Origin of the sequence: Vibrio sp. Y20_XG_PY13, from assembly GCF_024181925.1 — a bacterium.
GTDB classification, from domain to species: Bacteria; Pseudomonadota; Gammaproteobacteria; order Enterobacterales; family Vibrionaceae; genus Vibrio; species Vibrio parahaemolyticus.
This window is the reverse complement of sequence record NZ_JAMZAL010000001.1, coordinates 371,973-397,183: the sequence shown is the minus strand read 5'-3', so window position 1 is coordinate 397,183 and position 25,211 is coordinate 371,973. Positions and strand designations below refer to the sequence as shown.

Annotated in this window: 24 protein-coding genes; 9 read left to right on the top strand and 15 right to left on the bottom strand. The window is 42.1% G+C overall.

The window, feature by feature from the left end; all coding sequences use genetic code 11:
• Nucleotides 1-6: 6 nt before the first annotated feature.
• Entirely contained in the window at nucleotides 7-2,088 is a 2,082-nt protein-coding gene (locus NL646_RS01785) for a TonB-dependent hemoglobin/transferrin/lactoferrin family receptor (RefSeq protein ID WP_140361991.1), read from the bottom strand.
• A gap of 232 nt (nucleotides 2,089-2,320) precedes the next feature.
• Between NL646_RS01785 and NL646_RS01780 the strand changes: the two genes are divergently transcribed.
• Entirely contained in the window at nucleotides 2,321-3,208 is an 888-nt protein-coding gene (locus tag NL646_RS01780; RefSeq protein ID WP_005455339.1) for a LysR family transcriptional regulator, read from the top strand.
• 86 nt (nucleotides 3,209-3,294) lie between these two features.
• Here NL646_RS01780 and NL646_RS01775 read toward each other — a convergent pair whose 3' ends face one another.
• On the bottom strand, nucleotides 3,295-5,928 hold the full coding sequence (locus tag NL646_RS01775; RefSeq protein WP_193265979.1) for a bifunctional acetate--CoA ligase family protein/GNAT family N-acetyltransferase: 2,634 nt from the start codon (nucleotides 5,926-5,928) through the stop codon (nucleotides 3,295-3,297).
• Nucleotides 5,929-6,170: 242 nt separating this feature from the next.
• Here NL646_RS01775 and NL646_RS01770 point away from each other — a divergent pair, with 242 nt between their 5' ends.
• The 4 genes from NL646_RS01770 to yciH all read left to right on the top strand — a co-directional run bounded on the left by NL646_RS01770 (nucleotide 6,171) and on the right by yciH (nucleotide 8,715).
• Complete coding sequence (locus tag NL646_RS01770) at nucleotides 6,171-6,740, top strand: SPOR domain-containing protein (RefSeq protein WP_005455347.1); 570 nt, start codon at nucleotides 6,171-6,173, stop codon at nucleotides 6,738-6,740.
• A gap of 151 nt (nucleotides 6,741-6,891) precedes the next feature.
• Entirely contained in the window at nucleotides 6,892-7,881 is a 990-nt protein-coding gene (locus tag NL646_RS01765) for a D-alanine--D-alanine ligase (protein ID WP_005455294.1), read from the top strand.
• 128 nt (nucleotides 7,882-8,009) lie between these two features.
• Nucleotides 8,010-8,399, top strand: coding sequence for a DUF3319 domain-containing protein (locus NL646_RS01760; protein WP_239592014.1), 390 nt, complete (start codon nucleotides 8,010-8,012; stop codon nucleotides 8,397-8,399).
• A gap of 4 nt (nucleotides 8,400-8,403) precedes the next feature.
• Nucleotides 8,404-8,715 carry a stress response translation initiation inhibitor YciH gene (gene yciH, locus NL646_RS01755; RefSeq protein ID WP_024701236.1) on the top strand — a complete coding sequence of 104 codons (312 nt, stop codon included), beginning with the start codon at nucleotides 8,404-8,406 and terminating at the stop codon, nucleotides 8,713-8,715.
• A 725-nt stretch (nucleotides 8,716-9,440) separates the two neighbouring features.
• Here yciH and NL646_RS01750 read toward each other — a convergent pair.
• Entirely contained in the window at nucleotides 9,441-9,809 is a 369-nt protein-coding gene (locus NL646_RS01750; RefSeq protein WP_021484665.1) for a hypothetical protein, read from the bottom strand.
• A gap of 81 nt (nucleotides 9,810-9,890) precedes the next feature.
• Here NL646_RS01750 and NL646_RS01745 point away from each other — a divergent pair, with 81 nt between their 5' ends.
• Together NL646_RS01745 and NL646_RS01740 are read left to right on the top strand one after the other, a co-directional pair.
• Nucleotides 9,891-10,724 (top strand): LysR family transcriptional regulator, encoded by an 834-nt coding sequence (locus tag NL646_RS01745; protein WP_253663760.1) that lies wholly within the window; start codon nucleotides 9,891-9,893, stop codon nucleotides 10,722-10,724.
• 333 nt (nucleotides 10,725-11,057) lie between these two features.
• Nucleotides 11,058-11,270, top strand: a complete 213-nt coding sequence (locus NL646_RS01740) for a hypothetical protein (RefSeq protein WP_005479370.1) — start codon at nucleotides 11,058-11,060, stop codon at nucleotides 11,268-11,270.
• Nucleotides 11,271-11,318: 48 nt separating this feature from the next.
• Here the strand turns inward: NL646_RS01740 and NL646_RS01735 are convergent, their stop codons facing one another.
• The 10 genes from NL646_RS01735 to NL646_RS01690 form a co-directional block, all read right to left on the bottom strand.
• The gene (locus NL646_RS01735) at nucleotides 11,319-11,708 is read right to left on the bottom strand and encodes a universal stress protein (RefSeq protein ID WP_005455301.1); all 390 of its coding nucleotides are present in this window, start codon (nucleotides 11,706-11,708) and stop codon (nucleotides 11,319-11,321) included.
• A gap of 761 nt (nucleotides 11,709-12,469) precedes the next feature.
• Entirely contained in the window at nucleotides 12,470-12,628 is a 159-nt protein-coding gene (locus NL646_RS01730) for a YoaH family protein (protein ID WP_076664419.1), read from the bottom strand.
• A 43-nt stretch (nucleotides 12,629-12,671) separates the two neighbouring features.
• Nucleotides 12,672-13,793 carry a conjugal transfer protein TraF gene (locus NL646_RS01725; RefSeq protein ID WP_253663759.1) on the bottom strand — a complete coding sequence of 374 codons (1,122 nt, stop codon included), beginning with the start codon at nucleotides 13,791-13,793 and terminating at the stop codon, nucleotides 12,672-12,674.
• 60 nt (nucleotides 13,794-13,853) lie between these two features.
• On the bottom strand, nucleotides 13,854-14,735 hold the full coding sequence (locus tag NL646_RS01720; protein WP_005455351.1) for a DUF2861 family protein: 882 nt from the start codon (nucleotides 14,733-14,735) through the stop codon (nucleotides 13,854-13,856).
• 6 nt (nucleotides 14,736-14,741) lie between these two features.
• Nucleotides 14,742-15,404: a response regulator transcription factor VxrB gene (vxrB, locus tag NL646_RS01715; protein WP_005479407.1), complete on the bottom strand. Its 663-nt coding sequence runs from the start codon at nucleotides 15,402-15,404 to the stop codon at nucleotides 14,742-14,744.
• Nucleotides 15,379-16,833 carry a sensor histidine kinase VxrA gene (vxrA, locus tag NL646_RS01710; protein ID WP_015313246.1) on the bottom strand — a complete coding sequence of 485 codons (1,455 nt, stop codon included), beginning with the start codon at nucleotides 16,831-16,833 and terminating at the stop codon, nucleotides 15,379-15,381. Before vxrA ends, vxrB begins: the two co-directional genes overlap by 26 nt.
• 155 nt (nucleotides 16,834-16,988) lie before the next feature.
• Nucleotides 16,989-18,365 (bottom strand): Re/Si-specific NAD(P)(+) transhydrogenase subunit beta, encoded by a 1,377-nt coding sequence (gene pntB / locus NL646_RS01705; protein WP_005461042.1) that lies wholly within the window; start codon nucleotides 18,363-18,365, stop codon nucleotides 16,989-16,991.
• Nucleotides 18,366-18,374: 9 nt separating this feature from the next.
• On the bottom strand, nucleotides 18,375-19,931 hold the full coding sequence (locus tag NL646_RS01700) for a Re/Si-specific NAD(P)(+) transhydrogenase subunit alpha (protein ID WP_005461001.1): 1,557 nt from the start codon (nucleotides 19,929-19,931) through the stop codon (nucleotides 18,375-18,377).
• Between the two features lie 433 nt (nucleotides 19,932-20,364).
• The gene (locus NL646_RS01695; protein ID WP_005498884.1) at nucleotides 20,365-20,646 is read right to left on the bottom strand and encodes an HlyU family transcriptional regulator; all 282 of its coding nucleotides are present in this window, start codon (nucleotides 20,644-20,646) and stop codon (nucleotides 20,365-20,367) included.
• Nucleotides 20,647-20,699: 53 nt separating this feature from the next.
• Nucleotides 20,700-21,068, bottom strand: coding sequence for a late competence development ComFB family protein (locus NL646_RS01690; protein ID WP_020835311.1), 369 nt, complete (start codon nucleotides 21,066-21,068; stop codon nucleotides 20,700-20,702).
• A gap of 256 nt (nucleotides 21,069-21,324) precedes the next feature.
• Between NL646_RS01690 and NL646_RS01685 the strand changes: the two genes are divergently transcribed.
• Entirely contained in the window at nucleotides 21,325-22,569 is a 1,245-nt protein-coding gene (locus NL646_RS01685; protein ID WP_011106381.1) for a GGDEF domain-containing protein, read from the top strand.
• A gap of 75 nt (nucleotides 22,570-22,644) precedes the next feature.
• Here the strand turns inward: NL646_RS01685 and NL646_RS01680 are convergent, their stop codons facing one another.
• Nucleotides 22,645-23,634: a Solitary outer membrane autotransporter beta-barrel domain gene (locus NL646_RS01680; protein ID WP_015313249.1), complete on the bottom strand. Its 990-nt coding sequence runs from the start codon at nucleotides 23,632-23,634 to the stop codon at nucleotides 22,645-22,647.
• Entirely contained in the window at nucleotides 23,631-24,590 is a 960-nt protein-coding gene (locus tag NL646_RS01675; protein WP_005479359.1) for a diguanylate cyclase, read from the bottom strand. The genes NL646_RS01680 and NL646_RS01675 overlap by 4 nt, the downstream gene beginning before the upstream one ends.
• Before the next feature lie 181 nt (nucleotides 24,591-24,771).
• Here NL646_RS01675 and NL646_RS01670 point away from each other — a divergent pair, with 181 nt between their 5' ends.
• Nucleotides 24,772-25,209: a DUF3069 domain-containing protein gene (locus NL646_RS01670; protein ID WP_253663758.1), complete on the top strand. Its 438-nt coding sequence runs from the start codon at nucleotides 24,772-24,774 to the stop codon at nucleotides 25,207-25,209.
• Nucleotides 25,210-25,211 lie beyond the last annotated feature (2 nt).

The following is a 25,211-nucleotide window of genomic DNA, read 5'->3' as shown; positions in this document are numbered from 1 at the left end:
GAGACTTTAGAACTCGTATTTTGCTGTAATTGACCAGTTCCGTCCAGCTTGAGTCAGATCTTTGTTCTCTGTCTGAAGGTTACGCACATCATTCCAATTGTAGTACTCTTCATCTGTCACGTTGAACAGACCTGCTCGCAACGTAAGATCTTTAATAGGTTTGTAGTACGCAGTGATATCTACAACCGTAGCAGCAGAGATAGGCAACACTTTATCGTCATTTATGTCGCTTTTGTCTTTAGAAGCTGTGTAGTTGATGGTTAACGTGGTTCCCCAGTTTTGTTCTGAATCGTAATTAAAACCAGCGACAAGGTTCCAAGGGTTAACACTGTTTAGTGGATTATTGTTTCCATCTTCACCTTCCGTATACGCCGCTGCTACACGAGAGCTAAAGCCTTCGATTGGCATGAACTTGTTCCACGAAAGTTGGTTTGAAAACTCAATACCTTTAATTGTCGCTTTGCCTATATTCACGTACTGCTGAATCGCAGGGTCAGTCACTGGCGTCCAAGTGCCAGAGACGGTTTTACTTTCGATGAAGTTGTCGTAGTCGCTGTAGAAAACTGACACTTCACTGCTAGAAATGTCATTGTTATGTCGCCAACCAAACTCGTACGAAATACTGTCTTCTGCTTTTAAATCAGGATTTGGCTTAAAAATGTAGCCATGCATTGGGTTACCGAAAGAGTAGTACAACTCCTGGAAATCTGGAGCACGGAAACCTTGGCTGATTTGCGCGAATAAACGATGTTGTTCATTAAGCTTATAAACAGAACCTAAGCGGCCTGTAAATGCAGAATCAGAGAACTTTTTGTAGTCGCTAGCCGCGTTACCACTTGGGTTACTGCTTGTATCGCCTGGATCGGTTTCAAATGCATCCCACCGTACGCCCGGAGTAATCGTAAAGTTACCTACCGTAATCTCGTCTTGTAAAAAGAGCCCGTAACGACGCTCGCTCGCAGAAGGAATATAGAAAATTTCTTTGTTCGCGCTTGCACTGTTGTACTCTTTGTTGACGTTCTTAATGTCTTTATCACTAAAGGATGCACCGTACACAAAGTAATGCTCTGTACTACCAAGCGAGAGATATTTGTCAAACTGTGAGTCAAACTGGTAGCCTTCATCCTCGTAGATGTAGTCTTTACGTTGGATATTCTGGCCTTTAACACGATCAGTAATGCCGTTTTCTTCCTTGCTAAGCCAATCTAGTTGCCAAGTAAGGGAGTCCGCGAAGGCCGTTTGCATCTCCCAAATATGTTTTATACCAGCTTGATATTGCTCTGTTACATCTTCACTTGTTGCATTCGTATAACCGTTGTAAGACTGCTTCCCGTTGCCTTTGTTGCGAATATAATTCCCATTGAACTCAACACGATGTGCATCATTGACTTGGTACTGAAGTTTAACCAGTAAGTTGTTCGCTTCAGTACTTGCATCTGCTAGATCTCCAAAGTTATCCAGTTCATTGCCGTCGCGACGCGTATAGGCAACTAAAGATTCCAAATCGCCCGTTTTGTTTGCAAGTGCAACAGATTCACTGAATGTATTGTCTTCAGAAGAGTAGTTGAACTTCGCATGGCCACCAAAGTTACGACCCTTAAGGAAATCAGCCGGATCTTTGGTTTCAAATGCGACAATGCCACCAATTGCGTCAGAACCATGCAGAGACGATGCTGCACCTTTTACAATTTCAACCGCTTTTATTAGGTCGGTATCCACGTTAACGCGAGCAGAGTTAATGAACGTATTCCCTGATTCGAACTGGTTACCTTGAGATACCCCGTCCACAAGAACCTTAATTCGGTTACCTTCGATACCTCGAATATTGATACTCTGGACACCTTGACGCGAGTTGGTCTTAACCGTGACTCCTGGCGTGTACTCAAAGAGATCATCTAAGCCAGTGACCATGCTTTCTTCGATGTTCTTATCAGTAACGACGGCAACAGAAGCAGCAGTGTCTTCGATTTGGCTATTAGTACGAGTCGCAGTCACGACCACTTCATTGAAGGTTGAATGGTCTTCAGCGTAGGCACCTTGGGATAGTGCAATCAGAATAGAGGCTGATAAAATTGATTTATTATACATTGGTTTCAATACCTTAAATCCATAATAGGCAATAACAACGCGCAAATGTTAATGGATCTAAATAATAATTACTATCATTATCATTTTAGCATTCAAATTTTGATGTCGTCTATTCTTGAATGCTTGGCATTTCTAGTCTTTATTTATCAGTGTGTTATATTGTTGAAAACGATTTCTGACAAATCTATCCAAATATCACAGCTGTGATTCACATCACACAAAGGGAGTTATCGTGCAGAGCCCTATCACTTTAGAAGCGCTCCATATCTTGGATGCGATAGATCGCAGAGGCAGCTTTGCGGCAGCGGCAAATGAGCTCGATAGAGCACCATCTTCACTGAGTTACCAAATCCAAAAGCTCGAACAAGATCTCGACATCAATATTTTTGACCGTTCAGGACACAAAGCGCTCTTTACGGAGGCAGGCAAGCTCATTTTGGAAAGAGGGCGTGCAATTCTGCAAGCGAGTGAAAAGTTAGTGAATGATGCGACTTTGCTTGCTAACGGTTGGGAGTTGGATATTACTGTTGCGTTTGATGGCATCATTCCAATTTCAAACTTCTTTCCGATGGTGGATGCGCTGGCGGAAGTAAGCTCGACACGCATTAGGCTGCAAGAAGAAATTCTTGCAGGAAGCTGGGAATCTCTGAATACAGGAAGAGCTGATCTGCTTGTGTGCCCTTCGTTGGATACGTTACCGCAAGAAGTAAAAGCAGAGAAAATTGGCAAGATGTCCATGATTTGGGTTGCGGCAACCGAGCATTACGTTCACAAACGCAGTGGAGAGTTTGATGATTCAGCAAGAGAGAAATACCGAATTATTGCCATTGCAGACACCGCACGCGAACAGCCAGCACTTTCGATAAACATCATTCAAAAGCAACCTAGACTCACTGTTACTAACTTTACAGCAAAAGTAGAAGCATTAACCGCAGGCTTAGGAATTGGTACCTTACCTAGACAAATCGCGCTACCGTTAATAGAAAAAGGCGTACTTAAGCAAATTGAAGGCACAGAAGAGCAGCCGATGGATATCATTCTAGCGTGGAGAAGAAACACCATGGGTGAAGCGAAATCTTGGTGCATTCAGTATCTGAAGAAGAATTGGAAACTAAAGTAACAGCGTCACTTTTTACTTCTTAGATTCAGATGAGTCTACTGAATCTAAGAAGTTGAGCGGTAAAAAGAGAGCACGCTCCTCACTCATTAATTTAAAGGTAGCACCATATCTGCCGTACCATCTGCAAACTGGACATCAACTTCAAACCCCAAACGTTGAGCAAGCATCAGCATCCCTCGATTGGTAGGCATCGTCATACCTGACATTTGTTTCGTGCCTTTAATTTTGCAATAGCTGATGATCTTCTCCATCAAGATTTTTCCTAATCCTTTTCCTTTCAAATCTGAGCGAACCAAAATCGCAAATTCAGCATCACTATTGTCTGGCGTGATCAGCGCACGCGCGACACCAATGATCGACGGTCCACTTTTATCGAATGCTACTGCGACAAAGGCCATCTCTCGGTCGTAGTCAATTTGAGTAAAATTAGCTAAAGCTTCGTGATTGAACTCACCAACCTCTGAGAAGAACCGTTTATAGAGATCTTCTTTAGATACACTATTGATGAACTGAGCGTGGAGTGGCTCATCTTCAGGAAGAATTGGACGAAGAAGGATTGGTTGACCATCACGCAGTGTCACAGTTTCAACAAATTCAGCAGGGAAAGGGCGAATAGCCAGTCGTTTTTGAGCGTCACCTTCATATTTGCAAAGCGTCACATCAGCATCAACTATGGTTAAGTCATCTCCAGACACCAATACTGGATGGATATCCAGTCTTTGTATTTCAGGTAACTCAACCGCCATTTGCGAAATACGAACTAAGAATTTTGACAGCTCAGTAATATCGAGCGCATCTTTGTGTTTCTGAAGACGGATCTTCCCGGACTTTAATGCAACCACGACTAAATAGCGTGCAAGCGTCATATTCAAAGGAGGCAGGGCGGCCACCGCATCTTGAGCGATGTTCCATTCAGATCCACCTTGACCAAGTAAAATGACAGGCCCAAATACCTTGTCAACCGCGATACTGATTCGCAACTCTTCCGCGCTGCCAAGCTTCGCCATGCCTTGAACTAGCAGGCCGTGTACGTTTGCAGATGGGTAACTGAATTTGACGGTATCTAAAATCGATTGTGCAGCGTTAGAAACTTCTCGACTATTTCTCAAATTAAGCGCCACTCCGTGTACGTCTGATTTGTGAGGAATATCAGGAGAGCGAAGCTTCACGGCGACCGGGTATCCAATATTTTCTGCCATGTGAACAGCTTCGATTTCATCCGATGCTATCCAAGTAGGCAAAACATTAAAGCCAAAGAGCTTAAATAATGGGCTAGTTTGGTGTGTATCCAGTGTAACTGTATTTTTATCCAGTAGTCGTTCATCTACCCATTCTTTTGCAGAATTTACGCTACCTGAGTGAAGCGGCTCTGCTGTTGTTGGCGTTTCCATCAACTGTTTCTGGTTTCGCCTGTATTCAACGAGGTGCATGTAAGCAACGACCGCGCTTTCCGGCGTACGATAGGTAGGTATCCCCGCTTGAGTGAATGCCAGTCGAGCATCTCGAGATGTTTGTTCCCCAGACCAGTTAGTTAGGACATTAAAATGTTTATGTCGAGGGTGATTCTTGATGGCTTCAATAACCGCCAAAGCCGTTTCATAAGAATCAGACACGGCAGAAGGACTGTGCATAATCAAAATCGCATCAGCACAATCATTATTCATTACCGCATTGATCGCATCTACGTAGCGTTTTTTCGTTGCATCTCCGGAAAGATCTATCGGATTAACACCCCGCCAGTTAGACGGTAAAATGGCTCGGAGCTGATCGGTTGTTACTTCGTCCAGAGTCGCTAAATTGCCACCTCGTTCAACTAGTGTATCGACTGCCATGACGGCAGGGCCTCCACCGTTAGTGATGATGGCTAAGCGTTCTCCACGCAACGGAACTGAGTGCGTCAGCGTCTCTACCGCAGCAAATAACTCATGCGTATTGCTAACACGCAGCATACCCGTTCTTCGTATCGCAGAGTCATAAATCACATCGAGCGTATCGCCATCTTGCTGCTCGAACGTATTCATTTCTTTTGAACGACCAGCTTTCAACACCAATATACGACGATTGCGAGAAGCGGCACGGGCTGCGGACATAAATCGTCGGGCATCTTGAATGGAGTCGACATACAACAATATTGCTTCGGTATTACCATCCATACTCAAATAATCGAGCAAATCTGCAAAATCAATATCTTGTCCACGACCAATCGAGATAAATGAAGAAAACCCGATATTTTTGTCGTTAGCCCAATCTAAAACCGTGGTACAAACGGCAGCCGATTGAGAGATAAAAGCAATCTTTCCCGGCTTTGCTGCGACAGGCGAAAACGTACAATTGAAATTATGCCAAGGTAAGATAATTCCAAGACTGTTTGGTCCAAGAACCCGAATATTAAGAGATGACAAATCTAGCGTTTGAGCATCATCAGAAATCACTATCGCGAATGGTGTGCCACGCTCATCCAGCTCTTTGAGAAGTTGTTCATTTCGCGAAGCATTAGTACAGAGAATAGCGATATCCGGCGTATAGGGCAGGGAAGCAACATCGCGATAGGCAATGACACCCGATACCGCTTTATACCTTGGGGTAACTGGCATGATTGCACCGTCAAACCCACTTTGCAGAAGATTCCGCATAACGACTTGGCCTGCACGGAGTTCTTTTTGAGAGGCGCCAATTACCGCTACGGAACTAGGTTTAAAGAGCTTATGTAGTTTATTCATGTGAACTCCTGCGGCTTGTCGCGACTTACTTGCAATCTGCTACGTTGATATCAACAATCATAAACGAATAAATAGGCCAGAAAACATAAACGAACCGGACATTGAAGCAAATCTATACAGTGCTTGTAGAGTTTGTGTTACTCATCACATCAAATTCGCAGATTATTGTATTTGATGCTTGATAAACGGGCCTGCTATCGGCATGATTTATCGTAATATTTATCCAGAGCGTTTGTTACTTCATGAAAAAAATCGCAATCATCGGCTTATCAGTCCTTCTTTCAGCTTGTGTTTCGGAAACTTACATCACAGATGTCACCTCCGAAAGCTACCGAGAAGACTACAAATCAGACGCAGTCTCTAAGCCTATAATGGCGTCTGAAAGTGCAGTTGTAGAACAAGACGTTAAGCCTGAAGTCGTGAAAATGACGGCAAAGCCTGAAGAGAAAAAAGTGGTGAAACTCACACCCAAAGAGCAGGTAAAACCCGTTAAAATCGTCCCTCCGAGCAAGAAGCAAGCAGGTATTCAACGATTCGGTTACACCATCCAGGTAGTCGCCGTCGGTAGCCAAGCTAAAGTTGATCAATTTGCAAACAAACTGCCTCAAAACGGTCAGCCGATTTGGGAGAATTACAAAGTCGTCAACGGCACAAAGTGGTTCTCGGTTCTTTACGGTGACTACGCAACAAGCGCCGAAGCTCAACAAGCGATTTCAACGCTTCCAACTCAATTCCAACAGTTGAAGCCTTTTGTTAAAAGCATTGACGCAATTAAGAACTCATCATTTCCAACGCTTAACAAACTCAACTAATCAAACCAAAATAAGGGAGCAATACGCTCCCTTATTTCTTTGGTCAAATCCTATTCGAACAGAATTCCTCACACTAAAATAACTGTACGTTACACCTCAAAGGTTTATCATATTAACTAGTATCTTTTGTAGGTCACGGAAAGATTGATTCATGATTAAAAATATTCTTCTATTATGCGGCGGCGGCTCTTCTGAACACGAAATTTCACTGTTGTCGGCTAACTTTGTTGAACAACAACTAAACCTAATTCAGAACGTCAAAGTCACTCGCGTAGAAATAAAAAATGAAGGTTGGGTCACAGATCAAGGCGAATTGGTTTACCTTGATTTAAACACCAAACAATTGTGCTCGAATGAATCCAATCAAACGATCGACTTTATTGTGCCTTGTATTCACGGCTTTCCTGGCGAGACTGGTGACATTCAATCACTATTCGAAATTGCCGGTATCCCATACTTAGGATGTGGACCAGAAGCAAGCAGCAACAGTTTCAATAAAATCACATCAAAACTTTGGTACGACGCTTTAGACATTCCAAATACACCTTACTTATTCCTAACTCGCAATGATGAACACGCTCACAGACAAGCTGAACAAGCCTTTGAAAAGTGGGGAAAAGTGTTTGTTAAAGCTGCACGTCAGGGCTCGTCTGTTGGGTGTTACAGTGTAGCGGAAAAACAAGCTATCGCTAAAGCAGTAAACGATGCGTTTGGTTATTCAGATCAAGTACTTGTAGAGAAAGCGGTAAAACCTCGTGAGTTAGAAGTCGCAGCTTATGAAATGAACGGTGAACTGCACATCACTAAGCCAGGTGAAGTGATCGCACCCGATGGTGCATTTTACTCATACGATGAAAAATACAGCAGCTCAAGCCATTCATTAACAGAAGTAGAAGCGAAGAACCTAACTCAAGAACAGATCGATAAGATTCGTCATGCGTCAGAAACCGTATTCAAACAAATGAACCTTCGTCATTTGTCTCGCATCGACTTTTTCCTTACGGAAGATAATGAAATTTACTTGAATGAAGTGAATACATTCCCAGGAATGACGCCAATTTCAATGTTCCCTAAAATGCTTCAAAACAATGGTCACAAGTTCCATGAGTTTCTTGAAGATTGTATTAATAGTGCAAAGTGATTAACGTTCACGCGATACGTTTTGTGTTAAAAATAGTTGAATAGAGCACGGTTTGTTCAAGCGATATTTGAATAATGCTCAGTAGCAATTATGATTGTATTAACGCATTAAACAGATGATTCAGTGGTATGGCAATTTCAAATTATAAAGGTTTTAACCTGCAGTCAGGCGGACCCGATGGCAGTATTTGGAAGGTTAAAATCAAAAACCACGTTTTACAAGGCAGTTTGACGGCGGTGAAAAAGAGCATTGATTGGTGGTGTGACACAGCATCAATCATTGACCCGAAAGAATTCGCGTCTCTTGGACAAAGAGCACACCCAACCGGTGGTGCTCAATCAGAAGTTTTTAACGGCTATACCATTAAAAACGACACTGGTGAACCAAACGGTTGGTACTGTATGTTTAATGGTAAACTCATTAAAGGTGGCAAAGCTGCTATTCAACGACACATCGAAGCTTATTTAGTTGCAAAGCAGAAAGCGATGCAAGCACAGGCACAACAGCAAAAGAAATAACAGAATGACCCTGGTATATTCAACAGAAACCGGACGCATTAAACCGGAAGAAGAAAAAATAGCTCGTCCTAAAGGCGACGGTATTGTTCGTATTCAGCGCCAAACCAAAGGCCGTAAAGGCAAAGGCGTCTGTATCGTTTCAGGATTAGACCTAGACGACGCGCCTTTGAAACTGCTCGCTGCAGAGCTTAAAAAAGTATGCGGTTGTGGCGGTTCAGTCAAAGATGGCACCATCGAAATTCAAGGTGACGCAAGAGATAAGATCAAAACGCACCTTGAAAAGAAAGGCATGACAGTAAAACTAGCCGGTGGCTAAATTCCTGACATTAAAATCTCAGATAAACTAAAAATGGCGTCTATATGATTTGACGCCATTTTTATTTGCAATAAACAATGAGCTAATTGAAGAACAAGCAATCGCAGATTGATAGATCGATATTAGCTATTTTATGGTAAATACTGATTATGTTTAATCAGCTCTCTAAAGTTAACTCAAATTTAAAATCTGAAAGAGATAGGAGAGCAAAGTAGAAAGAATCTGACGTATGGTTACACTTCATTTAACATAACACATATAATGCGTACTAAGGGTAAGGTTTGTAATGGTCGATAACCAAATCCCAAAGGAAGTAATAAATAACGCTAGCAAAAAACCAAAGCGGTAAATGCCAAAATGAAAACTCATAAGAGCATAGCCAAGAAAAAATCGAATCAATCATTGCGATAACCTCCTACAAGCAGCAATACCAGCAAGAAAACACCCAAAAAGATAAACCCTTCATAAACATCATAAATCCATTCCATAACTAACTCAGGTGAGGTGTAAAAACCGAACCTCATGACCCAGGTTCGGCTTATTGAGCTGTTGTTTTATTTATGACTTAAGTCTTTAAGTATCACAAACCAAGGTCTCTTTTCATATGGTCGCTTAGCGCTTCGGATGTTCGTACGTTTTGCTTTCTTGAGTACCGATGCCTTAACTCACCACCAAACAACACACGAAATACTCTAGTATAAAAATTTATGGTTTGTACAACTAACTTAGAAAAACTTATTTCTGGCAAGGATAATTGTTTCGTATTTTGTTTTATTACTTTCATATTCATAAACCTCAACATAATTTGTACTTAAATTTGATAATGCAACATCGATTACTAAAATAATTTTATTTATATTTTTTGGTACAGTAATTTCATTATGGATAACGCAAGCCGCTTCAATTAACATGCTACCTTTACTTTTATTCAAAGATGTTATTTTTGATATAATGTCAACCTTACAGTTCCTATCGTTGACTAAAGATTTAATATCGTCACTGCCTGAAACGTTAATAATCCCATTTTTTATATTATTAACAATCTGCTCCAAGTGGTATTCAGAAACCACTTCTTCGTAACTTTTAAATATCATTTTCCCCCTCCGTTGATGCAAGTTATACTGTTCAGCCTCCAAAAAGACAACGTGACTCAGAGTTGCAGATAGGTAACAATCATGGAATGGCTCAATAGCGAACTCATCAACTTCGCGGCAATATGCAAACACCTCTCTTTAACTGAAGCAGCTAAGGAACTTGGAAAATCAAAGGCTCAAGTCAGTCGTCAACTCGCGATGCTTGAAACTGCTTTAGGCGTAACATTGGTGCATAGAACGACTCGAAAGCTCGTCTTAACTGACCATGGGAAAAGTATTAGTCCTCTGGCTCTTGAAACATTAAGTAAGCTACAAGAACTAAACTATAGAGCCAGATCACTGAGTGACTGTATTAGCGGTAAATTCAAGATAACAATGCCAAACTCTATAGCTTCATCAATTTTCGGCAGTATTTTGAAAAAATTACAAGAGAGATACCCTGCGGTAATTTTTGAAATTTCGTCTAGTAATAAGGTCGAGAATTTATTAGAAAGCAATGTTGATATTTCAATAAGACTAAATGATGTTGTTGATGATAATTTAATCGCGCATAAAGTTGGGAATTATAATGATGTTCTAATTTCTAACAACAGCAATGAAAAAAGTAGCACTCTTCTTATATATAAAAATCATTCGAATAAGGAGGAAATAAGAAAAAGTTATTGTGATGTGATAGAGGTCGATAATACATCAATTTTATTGAACTTTGTTGAGCAAGGTGTGGGATTGGGCGTAATACCCAACTACCTGTTAAAAGGCAGTAGTCATCAAGAACTTTTAAAAGTTACCCATACATACAGCACAGAAAAGTCAATGTATGTCGCCTACCCCTATCAAAATCCATTACCGAGAAAGCTGGCCGAAATTTCATCTTTCATAAGGTTAGAGCTCACAGCGATCTTAGGGGAAAAGTAACTATAATTACGGAGTCACATCCAGTTGGACTTACTCATTTGAGGTCTGCCGAAAAATGACAAATAACACTCAAAAACAAAGTTAATTTGTAACAAATTATGTTAACGATATTGTCAATTCAATTATCTCAATAGAGGAATGATGCTTTGCGTCACAGAGATCGTGGTAAAACATATCCTCGGAAATGCTTCTAATGAATGCATATCACGTTAAATAGTGCATCAATTGACTTTGACTAAAACATAAATCTAGTACAGCCCAATAATCAATTGATTTCATAATCTGCGAGCGGTATGGTGTTTGTGACCCTCATAAAAAACAAGGATATTGGCTATGGATAAATTACTGGCGTCCGCTTTAGAAATTAAACAGCGCACCATGGTTACTGGCCTTTTTGCAAAGAACGGGTTCAAAATCGCCATGACAGATTTTGACGATGTTACTTTTGAGCGAGAAGGCGTCCAAGTTAACGTACATTTTGACATGGCTTCAAATGCTGAATCCGTTTCTGTTTTGTCCAAAAAGCCATTCTCGTTAACTCGATAAACGATGTAAGCCGAACTAGCCTTTGGTTCGGCTTTTACTCATCATTGTTTAATCATCTAAGTACACGACTAGCAAATCAGCTTCTATGGCGTTCGCAAGCTTGGGGACAGAAGAAAAGAAACGACTCAACAAGCTATGATGATGGCCACATACAACGAGATCTATCCCTACTTCCTTCGCAATTCCGGAGAGCTTGATGTGAAGATCACCAATCACAACCTTACTGTCATGGACTTCGTAATCACACTCGTCAGCAAGCTTTTGTAATGCATTCTGCAACTTTCGTTCTTCTTTCAACTCTAGAATAATCTTATCGACATCTACATAGACTAAGGAAAGCTTACTTTTTTCATCTTTCGCTAAAGAAACTGCTTTATCGATGACTTTTTTGCTGGAATCAGTAAGGTCTACCGCGACCAAAATATGTCCATAACTCATTACGTTCTCCTATTTTGAATGGTACTACTTTTAGTCTAGCTTATCGAACACACTAAACATCGGCTTACCTGCCGATATCTAAATGAAAACATCCAAATCCCCATCTCTAAGAGCTCAGCTGTTCGAACATATCCCCCTAAAACATCAAAAGCCTCTCACTAAACATTACACCGTAACTTAAGTTGACTAGTAACCGATGCTGTAAAACTAAGTCCGTAGTGGCTCCTGCCTCTAAGCGCTCTGAAAATCTAGATTAAAGATCATCAAAAACTCTGCCGCAATTTTAATGATATAGCCCCTGGATAAGCAGTTCTGACACACCGTCTGCAAGTACTTACTGTCTTTGTATGGAAGTATATATAAGCACCTAATTCCAATTTTATTTTGTGACACTGTATCTTAATGAAAAATTCAACACATTATACTGGCTAATTATCCCTCTTAATGGCCACTGTGTAATTTAATTACATGCAAATTATTCATCAATCTTGGAAAAGCAAATAACTCCACGATAACTCACTGATTAATATCAGATTTAACCAAGATTGACCGGAACAACCATAAAATCACCACTGAAGCATGTTTATGGATAAAGATGAATTGGTAAAATTTTACCTGTTGCTTTCGTCTAAATGGTTAGCTCTTTTACTGCTGTAGTTAAGAAGGTCGTGTTACGCGGTAACGGTATGACTTAAATTGTTTGATGGGAAATGGATTAAGAAAGGGGTAAAAAAAGCAGGGTCTGTGCCCTGCTTCTTCTATTAACTGTCTTGTTGTTTGGCTGCGTATTCTGCGCGAATCTTCTCTGCCACGATTTTGATCGCTTCGGCTGTACTTGTGCCCTTTGCCATCAATTCTTGAATTCGTTCTACAGCTTCTTGCTGCTCTTTGTGCGATATAGGTGGTAAATCGTCAAACATAAAAAAGGCTCCTCAATGTGAGGAGCCGACTATAACGATTCAGTTAATAGGTCGCAAGGAAATTAATGGATGCGCCCATTGCATTTTCGTTTGTGTATCTAGCAGCAATATCTAATTCAATCAGATTCAATGGCGATAAGCCTATACCAGCCGTAATCGTCCCTTCATCATTACTTCTCGCAAGGTTTTTCATATAGCCACCTCGTAGTGCCATTTGGCGCAAAATGTCTATTTCGAAGCCAGCTCGAATCATTTGGGTGTTGTCATCAAATGAGGAAAAGCGTTTCTCTTCATTTAAGTCGTAGTCGACGCTCATGGTAAAGTAGTCTGCAACGATACCCGCACCTACTGTGTAAACAGGTCTCATACAGTATTCGTATGACTGAATCGTATCAGTGTTGTACTGGAACGATTTGGTTTTCACGTCTCTTCCAATCAAGTTTTTAGCCGAGATACCCAAACGATATGGACCGAAGAACCAAAGTGCACCCGCATCTAAGTTAAACATAGTTTCAGCAGTTTCGTGTTCACGGAGATCTTTGGTATCAAAGTTTTTAAAGCTGGTCGCATACGAATATGTATAGATACGCTGCAGTTTTGGGGTGATACCAAAAGAAAGATGCTGATTCATAAAGTTGGTGTACTTGGCAAGAGACACCCCCGCCTCCGCTACGCCAATCGAAACACCTTGAACATAGCTGTCTGTCAGTGGATCGACACCTGATGTATCAACATTAGGTTGAACAAATGACTCTGTGTAGAGTTTTCCGTAGACAGTTGCTGATAAGAATTTATTTGGAATACCAACGGCAACGACACCACCTAAGTCAAAATCCATTTTTTTGCCGTCAATAGCGTCCATGGACTTTTTGATCTCATCGACATCGGTCAGCTTACTAATGCGCTCGATTTCGTCAATAAGATCATATTGATCGTCATAACTTATACCGAAACTTGGAATGATCATACCCGCGTCGTCATTGCGGCGGTAGATTGCAGTCAACGCAGGGTTGAAAAATGGAGCGGTCAGATATGAGGCAGAAACGGTACCAACACCACCCATTGCATCGCTACGTGCTTCAATAGCATAAGTCGCAGCAGAAGCGACATTCGCAAATAGTGATGCTGTAATGGTGGTGGCTAAAATTTTGAATTGGGTTTTCATACTACACTTGTGTTTTTAGTTCTTCCTGAACTTATATCGGCACAAATGTTATTTCTTTAATTATTCTTCCTGAGAAAGATCATAAGTACGGCTGATTGTTTGAGCTTGCTCAACAATTATGTCTCCTTGCCAACGTCTACTGTTGATACTTACCGCTAAAACATATCTATCGTTTGGTACACCAGCTAATTCAAGTGAGTTTGGGTAATTAGATTCGTAGGTTTTCTTCCACATCTGCTCATACTGGCCATCCACATAGTCGTACAGACCGACTTCTAATTGAGGTAATGGGCAATGAGGATTGCGAAGTGCACTCTTTTCTACTTTCCAGTTCTCTTTTGATGTCCAGCGTACATATTGGGAGGAGTTTGAGTCTCCGAGTATCACCCAAGTTCGGTAAACTTGTTTATCTTTAGATACAACGGACAAGTGATACAAACCGGCTTCCAGTTTACCTGTAAGGTTGTATCGCTTGAGAAAACTGCGTTCGTTTGCAATTTCTGTCCCATCAGCTTGCTCTTCATAACTGAAAGAGCTGTCACCAGAGATAGACTCATCGACCCAACGACGAAACGATATGTCTTCAATATCTGTTGTCGCTCTAAGTTTGATCACCAAACGGAAAGTGTCGCGCCCCGGACTTTGGATAGTTTGACGAATCACGTTTACGCCACTGATCCAATCAGGCAAGGTAACACCTGTCAGTGATTTTCCACAATTTTTCGAAAGAGATTGACCGAGTAAGTCATTGAGATGAGGAGTTAGATCTTTGCTTGGCTCTGTTTGCCATAACTCAACCAACGAGTTGAACATCCCTGCGAGGTCATCTTCAAGCAGGTGTTGATGAGCTTGTGTCAGTGGCGTATTGGTTTGAAACCAGTCCATCGCTTGGACTGGTTTCACTAACGCTAACGAGAGAACTACAGGGAGTAGCGTTTTCATTATCGACTATGCTTTCATCTTGTAGCCTACGCCACGAAGCGTTTCGATTTCAAGGCCTGGCAATTTCTGACGAAGTTGAAGTACGTGGGTATCTACAGTACGTGTTGTAGGGAAATGGTTGTACCCCCATACATGGTCTAGTAGTTCATCACGAGTAAAAACGCGGCCTAGGTTTGACGCCAAGAACAGAAGCAAATCAAACTCAGTACGAGTTAACGTGATCAAATCACCTTTGAAGATAACTTCACGTGTTGCGCGATCGATCTCCAGATCTTTCGTCATCACTTTATCTGCATTAGCTTGATCAGCAGAGTCAGGCGCACGCAATTGAGCACGAATACGCGCGAACAATTCAGCTTCTGCAAACGGTTTTGTAAGATAGTCATTTGCACCAGAGTCTAAACCAGCTACCTTATCTTTAACGGTAACAAGAGCCGTTAACAAGATAACTGGAACGTCTTTAATTTTCTTCCATTCAGGGAGATGTTGTACGGAGTCACCGTCAGGTAGCTGGCGATCTAGGATGACAAGATCCGCTTTTTTCCACTGAGGTTCGACGTCTGCAATACGCTCCACATGTAAACACTCATATCCTGCTTGTTCCAGGCTTACTAACAGGCCATCAGCCAAGTTTTTATCGTCCTCAACGAGAAGCAGTGTCTGTTTCACAAGGTATCTCCAATATAAAGGTTGTAGGTGGTCCCATTAGGGACATTTTTCCGCCCATGCGGCCTACCATAGATTCAACGATTGTTAATCCAAGTCCTAGCCCGCTCTTACTTACGAACGGTTTTCTCAAATTTGCCCAGTCTTTAGAAGTCAAATCACCGGCATCTCGGACTTGGAATACGATTTTTTCTTCACTGGTTTGAACATTCAGTTCAACCGGTGGAACGCCATACTTAAGTGCGTTTCGCAATAAGTTATCGATACATGTTCCAAGCCAGTAAACGTTAACTTTTGCCGCTACATCTTCGTTGATGTTGAAAAGCACAGCGTTATCAAATTCTTCTTCAATCTTATATTCTAGCCATTCTGCTACAGATGGAACCCAATCTGTTGCAAGCATTTGGTTATCAGATTGCAAATAATCTTTACTTGCCTCCGCCAATTGACGCAATCGGCGAGTATCTTCACATAATCTTCGGAATTCGTCATACACACTTTCAGGTAAGTGCTCAAATTCTCGTCTAAATCCTTCGACGGTTAGCGATAGTGAAGCAATTGGCGTTCGAAGCTCATGCGTTAAGATCTGTAAGACCAGCATACGGCTACGAAGTTCTTCACGCTTACTATTCCAACGGTACACCGCCCAGCCAATGACAAGCAAGATGTTTGCAATGACAAGGATGATCATGCTGATCCGCAATACTTGCGAGTGATCTTCTACATCCCAACATATGTTGCCTCGTTTTACGAAACAGCTTTTGCTTTGTGACGCTAATGTATAAGAAAGACCCGCATTCGCGACGTTTTCTTGCCAAACGTCTTTGGAAAATACGAAGTAACGGTCGCCACGACGAAGCCACATTTCCTTGCCTTCAATAAACATACTTGCTCCTGCAATTAGAGCATTAATGGCGTCATCGTCCATATTTTGCAAGCTTTCTAGTAGCTCGTCACCTTCTTCGTTGTCACGCTCTTTAATGTGCATGTACTGAGCAAGTTTAGGACGCAACTCAGGATACTTTTCAACATAGCGCGCCGCGTAAGTACCGCCACCTGGGTGAATTAATCCACTACGCGAGAACCAACGCGGCGTTAATTGCGTGCCCTTACAAATAGCACGAGTAAATACTAGAGGTTCAGTAATTAGAGGGCTGAGAGGTAATTTCCCTCGACATGTATTCGCCAAGCTGTAGAGCTGCTGAATATCCTTCAAAGGATAGTCAGAAGTTTGAGGAAGCAACGAATCAGGTGAAAGTAACTTCGTAGGGTAATTTGATTGCAGAATGCGTATATCATACGATTTAAGAGCCACTTCATAGTTAAATAGCTCTGTAAACGTATCTATGCGTTCTGGTAGTGAATCGGATAATGCAGGTGCCGAGAATAGTGGCAATATTGATGCAAAACCGAGCAAAAACTGTTTAATCAAACTGTTACCGTTACTTGTTTCATTAGCGAAAACTATACATCAATCTACAAGCAATTGACATTAGCTAACTTAAGGATTTGCATTACTATAACATTGAAACGGAACAAAAAAGGGCCAGCAAGTGCTGACCCTGTATAGTTTTAAAACAATTTCGATTACAACGCTTTAAAAATCGCCTCTACGCTTTCTTTAGCGTCGCCAAACAGCATCGAAGTGTTTTCTTTAAAGAACAGTGGGTTCTGAACGCCCGCGTAACCAGTATTCATTGAACGCTTGAATACGATGACGTTTTTCGCGTTCCACACTTCCAATACAGGCATACCTGCAATTGGACTGTTCGGATCTTCTAGCGCTGCTGGGTTTACAGTGTCGTTCGCACCAATAACCAGAACCGTATCTGTTTCTGAGAAATCATCATTGATTTCGTCCATCTCCAGAACGATGTCGTATGGTACTTTCGCTTCTGCAAGTAGCACGTTCATGTGACCAGGCAGACGACCCGCGACAGGGTGAATACCAAAACGAACTTCAATACCTTGTGAACGAAGTGCATCAGTAATTTCATGCACCGGGTACTGCGCTTGCGCTACTGCCATGCCGTATCCCGGAGTGATGATTACTGACTTCGAGTTTTTCAGCATTTCAGCCACTTCTTCAGCAGTGGTTTCACGGTGTTCGCCCTGCTCTTCATCACTTGAAATGATAATCTCTTGACCAAAACCACCAGCAATAACACTGATAAACGAGCGGTTCATCGCTTTACACATGATGTATGACAGAATTGCACCTGAAGAACCAACCAAAGCACCTGTTACGATCAATAGGTCATTTGCAAGCATGAAACCTGCTGCTGCCGCTGCCCAACCAGAGTAAGAGTTCAGCATTGAAACGACTACTGGCATATCCGCACCACCAATGGATGCGACTAGGTGGTAACCAAACGCGAACGCAATTAACGTCATCACGATAAGCGCGAACATGCTGCCATCTGCTTTTACGAAGTAGATCATTAGAAGCGTTGAAACTACGATCGCAGCCAGATTCATTTTGTGCTTGTGAGGAAGGTTCAGTGGAGACGATGAAATCACACCACGTAACTTACCAAACGCAACAATAGAACCTGTGAACGTTACAGCACCAATGAATACACCAAGGAAAACTTCGACAAGGTGGATAACATGCTCTGCATGCGTTGCAGCTTCTGGTGCGTCTAAGTAGCTATTGTAACCAACAAGTACCGCCGCCAAACCTACAAAGCTATGTAGAATAGCAACCAGTTCTGGCATTTCGGTCATCTCTACTTTCTTGGCGTAGAAAATACCGATCGCACCACCGATCGCCATCGCGATAATGATCCAACCAAACCCTTGAGCATCTGGGCTAAAGATCGTTGCGATCAACGCGATCGCCATACCCGCGATACCGTAGTAGTTACCGTTACGTGCGGACTCTTGCTTAGACAGTCCCGCCAAACTCATGATGAAAAATAATGCAGCAACAATGTAAGCTGCTTGTACTAATCCTGCAGACATTGTGACTCCTTATTTATCTTTTCGGAACATTTCAAGCATGCGCTTGGTTACGGTGAAACCACCAAATATATTGATACTTGCAATCAATACGGCAATAAAGGATAGGAATGACACAACGCCGTTTCCTTGTCCGATTTGCAACAACGCTCCAACCACAATAATGCCCGAGATAGCATTCGTTACAGACATTAGTGGCGTATGCAGAGCATGTGTTACGTTCCAAACTACGTAGTAACCCACCACACACGCAAGAACAAATACGGTAAAGTGAGAAAGGAACGCAGCAGGTGCTACCGATGCAATCCAAGCAAATGCGCCAACGGCTGCAACAAGACCAATCAACTTTTTAGTCGGAGAAGTTGGTTCTTCAACTTTTGGCTCTTTCTTAACGGGTTGAGCTTGCTTAGCTTGAGGCTGAGCCGATACTTGAATTGGTGGCGCAGGCCAAGTGATTTCACCTTCTTTAATAACAGTAACACCACGAAGAACCACATCTTCGAAATCAATATTGATGTTGCCGTCTTTTTCTTTACAAAGCAGTTTAAGAAGGTTTACAAGGTTGGTTGCGTAAAGCTGGGAAGATTGCGTTGGCAAACGGCCGACCATGTCGGTGTAACCAACAATTTTAACGCCGTTGTCTGTCATGATAACTTGGTCTTTCACTGTGTATTCACAGTTACCACCATTAGCGGCTGCCAAGTCAACAATCACACTACCCGCTTTCATGCTATCGACCATTTCTTTGGTGATCAACTTCGGAGCAGGTCTGCCCGGGATTAATGCAGTTGTAATGATGATATCAACGTCTTTAGCTTGCTCTGCATATAGCTCTGCCGCTTTCTTATTGAAGTCATCAGACATTTCTTTTGCGTAGCCGTCACCAGAACCAGAGTCTTCTTGGAAATCCACGGTCAGGAACTCCGCACCCATCGACTCAACTTGTTCTTTTACTTCTGGACGAACGTCAAACGCACGAACGATAGCGCCAAGACTGCCAGCAGCACCGATTGCAGCCAAACCCGCTACACCTGCACCAGCAACCAAAACTTTCGCTGGTGGCACTTTACCTGCAGCCGTAATTTGACCGGTAAAGAAGCGACCAAACTCATGTGCCGCTTCAACTACCGCGCGGTAACCGGCAATGTTAGCCATTGAAGAAAGTGCATCCAAGGCTTGTGCACGAGAGATTCGAGGAACAGAATCCATAGCAAGAACGTTAATATTCTTACTTGATAGTTGTTCCATCAACTCTGCGTTTTGAGCTGGCCAAATAAAGCTAACAAGTGTTGCACCATCTTGTAGTAACGCGATTTCGTCGATGCCTTTTTCTTCATCTACGATTGGCGCATTCACTTTTAAGATAAGACCAGATGCCCATACTTCGTCACTAGAAACGACTTTCGCTCCAGCAGCTTCATAAGCAGCATCATCGAAACTTGCTAGCACCCCCGCTTGAGATTCGATAACGACGTCGAATCCCAATTTAATTAACTGCTCAACCGACTTCGGCGATGCAGCCACTCGCGATTCACCCGCGAGTATCTCTCTAGGTACACCGATTTGCAAAACGCATACTCCTTGTATACATATCAATAAATTAGTCCCAAAACAGAGCTGTGCTCTACTCTAATTCTTTTTTATTTCTATCTGTTTACCACGCAAGACAATTGCAAACGAAAGATGGTGTTTGGGGCCACCCATTTGCACAATAACACCTTGACTAACAGCCCTGTTATTATTCTGTTTGTATCGAACGTGGGTTATGACTTCAAGTGTTTTGTAATTTAAATACTAAATTTCATTACATATAACGCTAAGTAATCAAAGATTCTCGCCTTGACCATGAAAAATAACAACGCTTTGTCACACAAGACCGAGGTCTAACCAGATCGTCGTAACTACTTAGTTAACAGACATTTAAGCTAAAAAAAGAAAGAGCCATCAGCATATACACTAATGGCCCTCGTTAAGATGATTCGTATCAAGTTGCAGCGAATTGTTAATCGAAGATTTTGTCGCCCATTTGATCGATAAACATTTGAGATTTCTTCAACATCAGCTCGTTTGCATCTCCCTCAGAGGCGAGCAAATCAGAGCGGATGAAACGATGCGTTTTGACTTCTCCATCGTAGGACTTTTCAATGCGCCCTGCGATTCTGTATTGACCGCCTTCTGAAATGCTCTCTTGATAGATCAGAAAGCCTTTGTATTCGACAGGCTCTACCGTTTTTACTTCAGCAGTTTTTTCACTGCCACCAAACAAGCGTGAAAAGAATCCCACGATTCCTCCTTGGGTACGATTACTCTATTGTTTCGGTTCTGCGCAAACGCCAATCACCTAATGTTGACGTTTAAGATTGGTTTCTCAAACCAATCCAGCTCTTTGTCATCATCATAACCGGTATGAGAGAAAATGACAGGCACATCATTATCGCGATTCTTACGCCTGTCTTCTAAAATCATAGCGGCAGCATTGTGTACCGCGACATCCACGCTTTGCTTGAACTGAGTGAGTTTTCTTTCCGGTAGTGCAGAAAGAAAATCAATATCATGACGAATATAAACAGGTTTAAGCTGAATCAGCGCGAGACAGGCAATATCTGCCAACTGCTCGTTATCGAATTGAGAAGTGTATTGGTCTGAACTTAGCACTTGACCAACGAGGGTTTCCATATAGTTATGTACGTCAGAACTGATCTGCATTGATGATTCTCCTATGTTCATTGTGAACAAGTATAGCAGCCGGTCGTTTTGAACAACTCATTGATTGCTCTTAATTTAATCAATCTCTCTCTTTTTGTTGCGATGCGAGCCAAAATACTTGGGAAAATACGTAAATACACGTATTCTTCTTAAATCAAAAAGCTGGAAAATCAAATACTCACCTTACTCAGTATTGATTGAATGCTTAACGTAACATACTAGATATAATCAACTATTTGCAGGCAGTTTTTAATAAATGTCCTCATCTTTAATGACGTCATCAGGCTTTAGATTTTTATTCCCGATCGCACTATTAGGTATGGTGAGTGTTGGTATGGGCAACATCATTCAGATGACTCAATCCAACTGGGGTATTGCTGCAAACCTACCTTATATCTTGCTAGGTTGTGCGCTCGTGCTTTGCTACTCCTTTAAGCAAGGCAGAGAGTCAATGGTCTGCTTATCCATGTTGGTGGCATACTTTGTTATTCAGCATCGATTGCAAGTCCCTCTAAACAGCGGAACCGCGTTATTAGAACTCACGATTCTCGCTACCCTGCTTCCTGTCTCCTTTTTGACGGTCTTTCTGTTCAACAAAGATGGATTCGATTCAAAAGCCATGTTCATCTATGTTTTGATGCTGGTGATGTTCATCTTGTGGTCCTACATCATCTTGGCTTATTACGTTGATGGTGGCTTTGAGCAATGGACCAGCGGCATTTTGTTCATTGTGCCTAGCGTATCTAAGCTGCCATTTATTCTTGTTTTGTATTGTGTTGGTATTGTGTGCTTTCTCGGTATTCTGCTGCTGAAAACCAACAAAATCATCCATGCGATGACCTATTCTGCAATGGCTTTGGCTTCCGCAACATTCATCTTCTTTGATGTGCAGTACATTTCCAGCACCATGTTTACGCTTACTGGTCTGCTCATCATCATCTATTCGACCTCGGCGAGTCACCAACTTGCTTTTACTGACAGCCTAACGCAGATTCCAAGCCGCAGAGCATTAGATTTAGATCTAAAACACATGGGCAGAAAATTCACAATTGCAATGCTCGATGTCGACCACTTCAAGAAATTTAACGACACGTACGGGCATGACATCGGCGATGATGTGCTAAAAATGGTGGCTTCAAGATTGATGAAAACACGTGGTGGTGCAAAGGTCTATCGCTTCGGCGGCGAAGAGTTCACCATGGTCTTCAAGGGAAAAAACGTTGAAGATTGTCGCCAATACATAGAAGAAGCTCGTAAAGCTATCGCTGAATATGAAATGATCCTCCGCGACAAAGCCTCTCGCCCTGACGATCACAAGCAAGGCCAGCAAAACCGAGGTACCGAAGACATGCAAAGAGAATCGGTGTTCGTCACGGCGAGCTTTGGTGCTGCAGACAGTAGAAACGGAAGAGAACCTGCTGAAGTCATCAAACTGGCGGATGCGGCATTGTATAAAGCTAAAAAAGCAGGTCGAAATTGCACCAGAGTGAATCAGAACTAATCACATAAAGAAATACAACGACCGCACTCAAATAAGTGCGGTCGTTTTGTTTAGACAGTTCAACGGCAAGTATCGTCAATCCTGATTAAAGAACAGAACCAAACTACCACCTTTCAGATCACTACCATAATTGATGGTTAAACCGATACCAATATTGTCTATCCAATCGGACTCAAACGGTGGAGTCATCAACCATCCAATACTTCCTTCATAATAATTCGTAGTATTTAGCGGATCGCTCGTATCGCCACCAATATCGATTCGACTAAAGCTGGTATAGAAAGATTGAACTGTCGTACCAATATGAGCGACGTCGTAGAAGACTTTGACACCATTTACCCAATACCAACCTTCCGGCTTTCCTACATTCCCGTTATTTGCCTCACCCCATCCGGTTCCATAGAAGTAATGTGGCGATGTCCAGAGATACCATTTACCCCATGATTCTTGCTCAAGGTATTTTAACTTGGCGTTAAGCTGTCCGAGCAAAGCCCAAGCGCTGGTATTTATCAATGCACCATCCAAGATAGGTTGGAGTGCCGTAATTGCATCACTTCGGTAGGTATAGTCCGTTTTATAATGTATGAGGTGAGCCCCTAGCGCACCACTTAAGCTAAAGTGTTCTGTGAGCTGCTTTTCCACTTCAAACTCGTTGTACCCACCGATAAACTGCTCTTTACTTCGATCTGGAATAGGTTCTTCATTGAAGTAAACATCTTGATCAATGCCCAGCAGATAAAAGCGTCCATTAAAACGATACGTTAGTTTCTCAGTTTCGTTTTCGGCAAGGTCAAAGCTGTAAGGTAACGTGAATTCTTTGATCTCTTTGCGCAGATCCAAAGAGTCTGCCGTCCCAATATCTTCGTTACTTAAGTTGAAGTATTGGTTAGGGTCGAAATCATGAAACCCAAATGTAAATACATCGGTGTCAGTTAAAACCACACTCAATGCAAAGTTGTACTCAAATTCTTTGACTATTAAATCATTAAGCGTTTCGGCTTGTGAAGCCGCGGGAAAAAGTGACAGTGTAGCTATAGCATAACTGTTGATAACAGCTTGTTTCAACTTGCGTTTACCATTGTATAAGTATTGCGACCTAACGATTTTGAAGTATAAAGCGCCCTATCTGCCGTGGCATACAAATCTGCTTGATTCTCTTTTCCAGTGGGTTGGAACACAAACACCCCCTGTGACACTGTCACTCTATTTGCAACGCTTGAGAACTCATGCTGATAATCAAGGAAGTACATCGCTTCTTGAATGCGCTCTGCTTCCCTTTCTGCCGTTTGCGCGTCCGTGCTACTGAGTAAAACCACAAACTCTTCTCCGCCATAACGACCAACATATTCACCAGAACGACAGAATGTTGCTTTAAGCTGGTTGGCAATCGCTTGTAAACAGCGGTCACCTTCTATGTGTCCATAGTTATCATTAAATGGCTTAAAGAAATCGACATCCAACAGTATCATCGCCATCGGCATATGGTGCCTTCCATGCCACGCCACCATTGAATCTAACTTTTGATCAATGTAACGGCGGTTGAAAAGCTTGGTCAGTCCATCCTCGTTGGCTTGTTGAGTGAGAAGTTGGTTGACTTGCTCTAGTTGGGCTGTTGCTTGTTTGAGTTCTCGACGCATATGCGCGATACGCTGCATCGCTATGAGTTTGGAGTTCAGGACGAGTTTGTCAACTGGCTTAATCAAATAGTCATCGCCGCCCGCATCGATCGCTTTCGCAATCATTTCAGGTTCTTCATGACTACTTAAGAAAATAATAGGAATCCAGTCTGGAAAAGTTTCTCGAACATGGAGGGAGACTTCAAAACCGTTCATTTCAGGCATGGAAATATCAAGCAGTACCAGTTCGGGATCAAAGCTCTCGTAAGTATTTAAAGCTTCTATACCGCTACCGACGGCTTTGACGATATGTCCAAGCTGTTTAAGACGAATAGCCAACTGCATTCTGTCTAGTTGAACATCATCAACCAGAAGAATACGCATTGATGTCCCTGTAGGCTGCATAACGCGTTCCATTTTTATTTGTCTTTATTAAACATATACCATACTCATAGACTTGTTGCATTACGCTAAGAATTAAGTGCTATATTTTTTGTCGATTTGTCACGAATTCAAATGGTTCTTATGGTAGCTATTTGATGCATTTGGTATTACTATTCCCGCCTTTTGTAACGAGAGACACACCATGTCAGAAGCAACTAACAACGAAAGCAAAAAAATTAATCTAGAAACCATTTCTCCAGAACTACGCAAAGTTATCGAATTTGACGAAGTTCCAGAGCAAATGTTCGAAATGGTTACCTCTATCCATGAAGTGTCTGAAGAAGCTGTACGTGCGTCTTGGGACGAAATGCCTGCAAGCGCGCAAAACATTCTAGATAACTTCGAGCAGTTCCATGCTCTAGTATCAGTAGGCCAAGCGTTTGCTGGTATTAATGTAATGGAAGAGTTCCCAACTCTGAATCTGCCAGAAAACATGACAGATGAAGATAAAGAAGAGTACCGTTCGCAACTGCTTGATAACGTTCTTCATAACTGTGTTAAAGACATGGTTAAGCAACTGAAGAAAGCACGTCGCGACCCAATTCTTAAGCGTGAATTCAAAGAAGTATTTGCAAAATAATT

Bases quoted from the DNA above. Each gene is read 5' to 3' on its own strand.
- NL646_RS01785 (WP_140361991.1), bottom strand. From the start codon at position 2,088: ATGTATAATAAATCAATTTTATCAGCCTCTATTCTGATTGCACTATCC.
- NL646_RS01775 (WP_193265979.1), bottom strand. From the start codon at position 5,928: ATGAATAAACTACATAAGCTCTTTAAACCTAGTTCCGTAGCGGTAATT.
- NL646_RS01770 (WP_005455347.1), top strand. From the start codon at position 6,171: ATGAAAAAAATCGCAATCATCGGCTTATCAGTCCTTCTTTCAGCTTGT.
- NL646_RS01765 (WP_005455294.1), top strand. From the start codon at position 6,892: ATGATTAAAAATATTCTTCTATTATGCGGCGGCGGCTCTTCTGAACAC.
- NL646_RS01760 (WP_239592014.1), top strand. From the start codon at position 8,010: ATGGCAATTTCAAATTATAAAGGTTTTAACCTGCAGTCAGGCGGACCC.
- yciH (WP_024701236.1), top strand. From the start codon at position 8,404: ATGACCCTGGTATATTCAACAGAAACCGGACGCATTAAACCGGAAGAA.
- NL646_RS01750 (WP_021484665.1), bottom strand. From the start codon at position 9,809: ATGATATTTAAAAGTTACGAAGAAGTGGTTTCTGAATACCACTTGGAG.
- NL646_RS01745 (WP_253663760.1), top strand. From the start codon at position 9,891: ATGGAATGGCTCAATAGCGAACTCATCAACTTCGCGGCAATATGCAAA.
- NL646_RS01740 (WP_005479370.1), top strand. From the start codon at position 11,058: ATGGATAAATTACTGGCGTCCGCTTTAGAAATTAAACAGCGCACCATG.
- NL646_RS01735 (WP_005455301.1), bottom strand. From the start codon at position 11,708: ATGAGTTATGGACATATTTTGGTCGCGGTAGACCTTACTGATTCCAGC.
- NL646_RS01730 (WP_076664419.1), bottom strand. From the start codon at position 12,628: ATGTTTGACGATTTACCACCTATATCGCACAAAGAGCAGCAAGAAGCT.
- NL646_RS01725 (WP_253663759.1), bottom strand. From the start codon at position 13,793: ATGAAAACCCAATTCAAAATTTTAGCCACCACCATTACAGCATCACTA.
- NL646_RS01720 (WP_005455351.1), bottom strand. From the start codon at position 14,735: ATGAAAACGCTACTCCCTGTAGTTCTCTCGTTAGCGTTAGTGAAACCA.
- pntB (WP_005461042.1), bottom strand. From the start codon at position 18,365: ATGTCTGCAGGATTAGTACAAGCAGCTTACATTGTTGCTGCATTATTT.
- NL646_RS01690 (WP_020835311.1), bottom strand. From the start codon at position 21,068: ATGCAGATCAGTTCTGACGTACATAACTATATGGAAACCCTCGTTGGT.
- NL646_RS01685 (WP_011106381.1), top strand. From the start codon at position 21,325: ATGTCCTCATCTTTAATGACGTCATCAGGCTTTAGATTTTTATTCCCG.
- NL646_RS01675 (WP_005479359.1), bottom strand. From the start codon at position 24,590: ATGCAGCCTACAGGGACATCAATGCGTATTCTTCTGGTTGATGATGTT.
- NL646_RS01670 (WP_253663758.1), top strand. From the start codon at position 24,772: ATGTCAGAAGCAACTAACAACGAAAGCAAAAAAATTAATCTAGAAACC.